We start from the raw sequence: 6,362 nt of genomic DNA, 5'->3' as shown, positions 1-6,362 counted from the left end.
GTCCCACCAGCCCCCCCTAATATTCGGGGGGGGCCCGGCGCCCCCGGCCGGCCCCACCACGCTCTCCCCTCCGGAGATCAGCGGATGAAGAGCATCTCCTGATAGGTCGGCAGCGGCCAGAGATCGTCGGCGACGATTCCTTCCAGGGTGTCGGCGGCGGTCCGCACGGCGATCATGGCCGGCAGTAGGGCATCGCGGGCGTGCGCCGCCTCGCCGAGGGCATCCTCGTCGCCTTCGTGGGCGAGAGCCGTACTCAACGTCGCCAGTGCCGCGGTGAGCTCGTTGATCGTTGTGGAGACCTCGTCCAGCACGGTCATGTCGGCGCTCTGGCCGACCGCCTGGAGCCCGGCGGCGTTGGCCGCGAGCTCTGTCTGGTAGCGCATGGCCGCTGGCAGCACGACCGTTTTCGCCATCTCGAGTGTCGTCCGGGCCTCGACGGCCACCGACAGGGTGTACTGCTCGAGGTAGACCTCGTAGCGGCTCGCGAGCTCGCGATCGTTGAGGACGTCGTAACGGGCGAACAGTTCCCGTGTCTCGTCGGTGTCGAGTTCGGGCAGGGCGTCGACCGTGGTGCGGAGGTTCTTGAGCCCCCGGGCTTCGGCCTCGACCTGCCAGTCCTCGGAGTACCCGTCTCCGTTGAACACGACGTTGCCGTGCACGGTGATGATCTCCTGGAGGACCTTCTGGACCGCCTCGTTGAAGTCCGTGCCGGCGGCGGTCAGCTCCTCGAGCGAGGTCGCGATGAAGTCGAGGGCCTCGGCGAGAGCCGTGTTGATCGCAACCATCGGCCCGGCAATCGACTGGGAGGAGCCCACGGCGCGGAACTCGAAGCGGTTCCCTGTGAACGCCATCGGGCTGGTCCGGTTACGGTCCCCGGCGTCGCTGGGCAGGTCGGGCAGCGTGTCGACCCCGATCGTCAGGGTCCCCTTCTCGCGTGAGCTGGTGACCCCACCCTTCGCGACCTGGTCGAAGACGTCGGCGAGCTGGTCGCCCAGGAAGATCGAGATGATCGCCGGGGGTGCCTCGTTGGCACCCAGGCGGTGGTCGTTGGATGCCGAGGCGATCACGGCACGCAGCAGTCCGCCGTGGACGTGGACGGCGCGGATCACCGCGGCGCAGAACACGAGGAACTGCGCGTTCTCGTGGGGGGTGTCGCCCGGGTTCAGGAGGTTCCCCTGGGTGCTGTTGCCGAGCGAGAAGTTGACGTGCTTGCCCGAACCGTTCACACCTGCGAACGGCTTCTCGTGCATGAGGCACTCCATGCCGTACTTGAGGGCCACCCGGCGCAGGGTCACCATCATGAGCTGCTGGTGGTCGGTGGCGACGTTCGCCTTCTCGAACACCGGCGCGATCTCGAACTGACCGGGGGCGACCTCGTTGTGGCGGGTCTTCGCCGGAATCCCGAGCTTGAAGAGTTCCCGCTCCGCCTCGAACATGAAAGCGAGAACCCGCTCAGGAATCGCACCGAAGTAGTGGTCGTCGAACTCCTGGCCCTTCGGCGCGGGCGCACCGAACAGCGTCCGTCCCGATGCCATGAGGTCGGGACGGGCGCTCACGAAGTGCCGGTCGATGAGGAAGTACTCCTGTTCGGCGCCGGCGAACGACGAGACCGCTCCGATGTCGGTGTGACCGAACAGCTCGAGGACCCGCCTGGCCTGGATGTTCATGGCCTGTTGCGAGCGCAGCAGCGGCGTCTTCTTGTCGAGCGCCTCACCGGTCCACGAGATGAACACGGTCGGGATGCACAGCGTGTTCCCGTTGGGGTTCTCGAGGATGTACGCCGGGCTCGTGACGTCCCATCCCGTGTAGCCACGGGCCTCGAAGGTCTGGCGGAGTCCACCGTTGGGGAAGCTCGATGCGTCGGGCTCACCCTGCACGAGGGTCTTTCCGGCGAACTCCGCGATGGCGGCCCCGTTGCCGTCGGGCTCCATGAAGCTGTCGTGCTTCTCCGCGGTGAGCCCGGTCAGGGGATAGAACACGTGCGCGTAGTGGGTGGCGCCCTTCTCGAGGGCCCAGTCCTTCATCGCCGAGGCGACGACGTCGGCGATCGCGGGATCGAGTGGATCGCCCGCTTCGATCGTGGCGATGACGGATGTGAATACCGACTTCGGCAGCCGGCTCTTCATGACAGCCTTCGAGAACACGTTCGCCCCGAAGAGCTCACCGGGCGCGTCGTGGAGTTCGAACTCGTGGTAGGGCGCCCGGTACTCGGTGACGGCGTCGATCGCCCGTCGTCTCACGCTGTTTCCACTCATGTGTCGACTCCCTCGGCAGGTGCGGTGACCTGCGGCTTCGCGGTGTGGGAGACGGTAGGGCGACGGTGTCACAGCCGTGTTTCGGGGTCGTGAATACGCCGACGCACCACGGGCCGACCTGCGACTCACGCGAGGAAGGGAACGAGCGCCCCGTAGCCGACCACGAGAGCGATCCCCTCACGGCGGGTCACGACGTGACCCGTCCCCATCGCCACGACAGCCAGCGCGGCGGCGCCCAGCGCCGCGAGCGACCCGAACGTGCTCAGCGCGACGGAATCGAGTCCGTCGGTGCCGATCACACCGATGAGCCCCCCGACGGCCAGGGCGTTGAAGAGATTCGACCCGAGCAGATTCCCGACGATCAGGTCCGCCTCGTTGCGCCGCGCCGACTGGATCACCGTCACCAGTTCAGGGAGCGAGGTCCCCACCGCCACCATCGTCGCCCCGACGAAGCCCTCCTCGAGGCCGGCCCGGTCGGCGAGGTCGAGGGCGCCCCACAGCAGCAGCTGCGCGCCGCCCACGGTCCCGACGAGCCCGAGAACGGTCCTCAGCACCTCCTGACGCAGGCCGTGGGCGGGGACGTCGGCGAACTCGGCGACATCGGCCGCCAAGGTGTCGTTCGGACTCCGACGCATGACGATCGAAAGTGTTGCGGCCATCAACACGAAGAGCCCCAACCCCTCGGGCCACGACACTCCGCCTCCCTGCACGGCGATCGCGAAGGCTCCCATCGCCACCACGGTGAGCGGTCCCTCACGGCGGACCGTGCGGGAATCGACCGTCAGCGGAACGAGGATCGCCCCCACCCCGAGAAGCAGGGTCAGGTTGGCGATGTTCGAACCGACGATGTTGCCGACCGCCACGGCGGGCTCATCGCCGGCGGCCGCGAGTGCCGACACCAGCATCTCGGGCGCGCTCGTGCCGAAGCCGACGATCACGACACCGACGACCAGCGGCGAGATCCGGGCGATGAGGGCGATTCGCGCCGCGCCGAGCACGAACTGGTCCGCGGCGAAGCCGAGTAGGGCCACACCCCCGACCAGGGCCATCAACGCCAGCGTCATCGGAACCGTCCCGAGGTCACACCTGACCCAGCCGGATCAGCGCGGACAGATCGTAGTGGTGAGCGCCTGGGAGGCAGCGGCAGCCTCACGGGCGCGGTCGCGACGCACCCGCGACGTGTCGCAACCCGACAGCAGTCGGATTCAGACAGCTGGGCGCGCTGGCGCGAGCCCCGCGCGGGTGCACAATGCGCGCGGGGGCGGATCGACTCCCCGGCGACGACCACGAAGGACCAGAGATGGCGAAGCGAAAGATCCTCCGGACACTGCTGGGCGTGCTGGCGATCGTCTCGCTGATCGCCACCGCATGCGGCGATGACGACGACGACGCGACGGGGACGCCCGAGCCCACCGCCGAGCCGACTCCGACGGCCACGGCGACATCCGAGCCGACGCCCACCGCCGAACCCTCGCCGACGACCACCCCGGAGCCGACGGCGACGACCGAACCGACGCAGACCGCCACACCCGACCCCACGGCCGAACCGACGCCCGACGAGGACATCGACGTCCTGGTCTACTTCCTCGACGGCACACGACTGGTGGTCGGTGGCCGGACCTCCGAGGACACCGGCGTGGCCACCACGGCGGTCAACGCTCTCCTCGATGGACCGCAGGGCCTCGCGGATGAGCTCGGGTGGTCGAGTGAGATCCCGGCGGGCACGACGCTCAACGGGATCGTCGTCGAGGACGGGACGGCGACAGTCGACCTTTCGGCCGAGTTCGAATCCGGCGGCGGTTCGCTCTCCATGATCAGCCGCGTCGCCCAGATCGTGTTCACCCTCACCCAGTTCCCGACCGTCGACGAGGTGGACATCAGCATCGACGGCGTGCCCGACGATGCGATCGGCGGCGAGGGATTCCAGGGGCAGGATCTGACCCGCGACGACTTCCTGGTCGCCGACTTCGTCGACGCACCGACGCCGCTGATCCTCGTGGAGAGCCCCTTCGTCGGCGAGGCGGTGGATCGACCGCTCGTCATCTCGGGACTGTCGAACACGTTCGAGGCGAACGTGCGCTACCAGGTCACCGACACCGACGGGATCATCGTGGTCGATTCCTTCACCACCGCGACCGCCGGCACCGGCACCTGGGGGACCTTCGAGATCACCCTCGACATCGGCGACATCCCCGCCTTTGCACGGGAGGGGGTCGCTTCTGTGATCGTGTTCGAAGAGTCCGCCCGTGACGGTTCGCCCATCAACGTCGTCGAGGTTCCGATCGTGATCGGCTCGCAGTGGCTGACGCCGTGACCGGATCGCCGTGCCGGGCATGATCGTGGCGTTTCGGTACGGTCGGGGGCGCTAACCGACTCCCGATACGGACTCATTGACCATGGTCGGCCTGATCAGCCTCTTCATCGTCGTCATCACGTCACTGCTGATCACGCGCGTCGCCACGGTGATGTTGACGCTCACCGGCCTCTCCAGGGAGTCCGCGAAGTTCCAGGCCCGCTCTGCCTTCAGCGGCGTCGGGTTCACCACGTCGGAGTCGGAGTCGGTGGTCAACCACCCGCTGCGGCGCCGCATCGTCATGGCGCTCATCCTCCTGGGCAACGCTGGCGTGGTCACCGTGGTCGGATCCCTGCTGCTGTCCTTCGGGGGGGTGAACGATTCCGTCGCGGCGGTCGAGCGTCTGGGGCTCATCGCAGGGGGCCTCGTACTGGTCTGGTTGCTCGCACGCAGCTCTCTGATGGACCGGGTGCTGTCCCGGGTCATCGAGCGGACGCTGCGACGGTTCACGGACCTCGATGCCCGCGACTACGTGGCTGTTCTGCGACTCGCAGGCGACTGGGTGGTCTCCGAGATCGAGTTGCGCGACGGCGACTGGCTCTGCGACGTACCGCTGCGGGACCTCGACCTCCCCGAGGAGGGGGTCGTCGTCCTGGGGATAGACCGACGCGACGGGCGCTGGGTCGGGGCCCCTTCGGGGAAGTCGGCCCTGCACGGCGGCGACGTCGCCGTCCTCTACGGGACCAAGGAGGCGATCCACCGCCTGGACGGCCGCCAACGCAGCGCCGAGGGTGAACTCGACCGGATCGCGTCGCAGATCGAGTTCACCGAGAAGTACCTCGAACAGCAGGAACTCGAGCGCCTGCGCGAAGAGCTGAAGGACGCCCACGTCCCTGAGCCCGAACTGGTCATCGACGACACGGGCCCGGAGACAGCACCCTCAGCCGGTGACGAAGCCGCTCCAGCAGGTGATGCGCACCACATCGATTCTCACGAGGACTAGCTCGTCTTCGCGTCCGGCGACCGCCCCGGAACCTCGCAGTATCGCCCCCGCCTTGTCGGTGGGGCCCGAGCCTGCGTCGCTGTCGATGGTCACGCAGACGGGGCCCGGCAGGCGCGCGGCGACAAGACCCAGCGCGTCGTGCGACACCGTCACTCCCCTGTCGGGTTCCCACGCGGCCGGGATCACGACGGGCCCGTCGACGCCGAGCACTCCGAGCCATGCTCCACGCGTGGGAGTCACCACGAGCGCCTCGTGATCGTCGCCGAGGTCCGTGAATCCAGCCGGGAGGGAGACGCCCGGCGATGCCGTCGTCGCCGGCGCCGCTGGCCGCCGGTCCCACGCTCCCGCGGCCGAGACGACCCGTCCGGCCGCATCGATCACCATGTCCCTGTTCGGCTTCACGGCGAGGAGAACCCGGCCGACCGCCGACCACTCGACGGGAACATCCCGACGGTCCCGCAGATAGCCGCGAACCTGGCGTGCGTTCGTACCCGCGAGGCGGGTCACCGCCGGTCCGGCTGCCGCCACGGCGACCGGATCCGCAAGCGCCCGGCGACCACGCCGGGCGTCGATGATCGTGACGGCGCCGCCGATCACCGTCGTCGAGTCGCCGACACCACGGGCCACGCATGCGGCGGGTGAACCGTCGAGAACGCGGGCCTTGTAGGACGACCGCGCCGTCGTCGTCCAGTACCGGCCGACGAAGTCGGTTCCCGCCTGCATCGTGACGTGCGGGCCACCGCGGCCGGAGACTGCGAAGGCGTCGAACGTCATCGCCCGGTTCTAGCCGCCGCAGACGCACACACCTCTG

General features: G+C 68.6%; 5 protein-coding genes. 2 read left to right on the top strand and 3 right to left on the bottom strand.

From position 1 onward, the window contains the following. Positions 1-77 precede the first annotated feature (77 nt). Together RIE08_02575 and RIE08_02570 are read right to left on the bottom strand one after the other, a co-directional pair. Positions 78-2,255: a glutamine synthetase III gene (locus RIE08_02575; protein ID MEQ8716472.1), complete on the bottom strand. Its 2,178-nt coding sequence runs from the start codon at positions 2,253-2,255 to the stop codon at positions 78-80. A 125-nt stretch (positions 2,256-2,380) separates the two neighbouring features. Continuing rightward, entirely contained in the window at positions 2,381-3,319 is a 939-nt protein-coding gene (locus tag RIE08_02570; protein MEQ8716471.1) for a sodium:calcium antiporter, read from the bottom strand. A 236-nt stretch (positions 3,320-3,555) separates the two neighbouring features. Here RIE08_02570 and RIE08_02565 point away from each other — a divergent pair, with 236 nt between their 5' ends. Both RIE08_02565 and RIE08_02560 read left to right on the top strand, forming a co-directional pair. After that, positions 3,556-4,569 carry a GerMN domain-containing protein gene (locus RIE08_02565; protein ID MEQ8716470.1) on the top strand — a complete coding sequence of 338 codons (1,014 nt, stop codon included), beginning with the start codon at positions 3,556-3,558 and terminating at the stop codon, positions 4,567-4,569. 82 nt (positions 4,570-4,651) lie between these two features. After that, complete coding sequence (locus RIE08_02560) at positions 4,652-5,551, top strand: TrkA C-terminal domain-containing protein (GenBank protein ID MEQ8716469.1); 900 nt, start codon at positions 4,652-4,654, stop codon at positions 5,549-5,551. Here RIE08_02560 and RIE08_02555 read toward each other — a convergent pair. Next, complete coding sequence (locus tag RIE08_02555; GenBank protein ID MEQ8716468.1) at positions 5,489-6,325, bottom strand: hypothetical protein; 837 nt, start codon at positions 6,323-6,325, stop codon at positions 5,489-5,491. The two genes, RIE08_02560 and RIE08_02555, sit on opposite strands and share 63 nt — an antisense overlap. Positions 6,326-6,362 lie beyond the last annotated feature (37 nt).

The organism is Acidimicrobiales bacterium (assembly GCA_040219085.1).
Lineage (GTDB): Bacteria > Actinomycetota > Acidimicrobiia > Acidimicrobiales > JAVJTC01 > JAVJTC01.
The sequence above is the reverse complement of the archived record's forward strand: the minus strand, read 5'-3'. Positions and strand labels throughout refer to the sequence as shown.

Coding starts and splice junctions, on each gene's coding strand:
- RIE08_02565 (MEQ8716470.1), top strand. CDS start 3,556: ATGGCGAAGCGAAAGATCCTCCGGACACTGCTGGGCGTGCTGGCGATC.
- RIE08_02570 (MEQ8716471.1), bottom strand. CDS start 3,319: ATGACGCTGGCGTTGATGGCCCTGGTCGGGGGTGTGGCCCTACTCGGC.
- RIE08_02560 (MEQ8716469.1), top strand. CDS start 4,652: ATGGTCGGCCTGATCAGCCTCTTCATCGTCGTCATCACGTCACTGCTG.
- RIE08_02555 (MEQ8716468.1), bottom strand. CDS start 6,325: ATGACGTTCGACGCCTTCGCAGTCTCCGGCCGCGGTGGCCCGCACGTC.
- RIE08_02575 (MEQ8716472.1), bottom strand. CDS start 2,255: ATGAGTGGAAACAGCGTGAGACGACGGGCGATCGACGCCGTCACCGAG.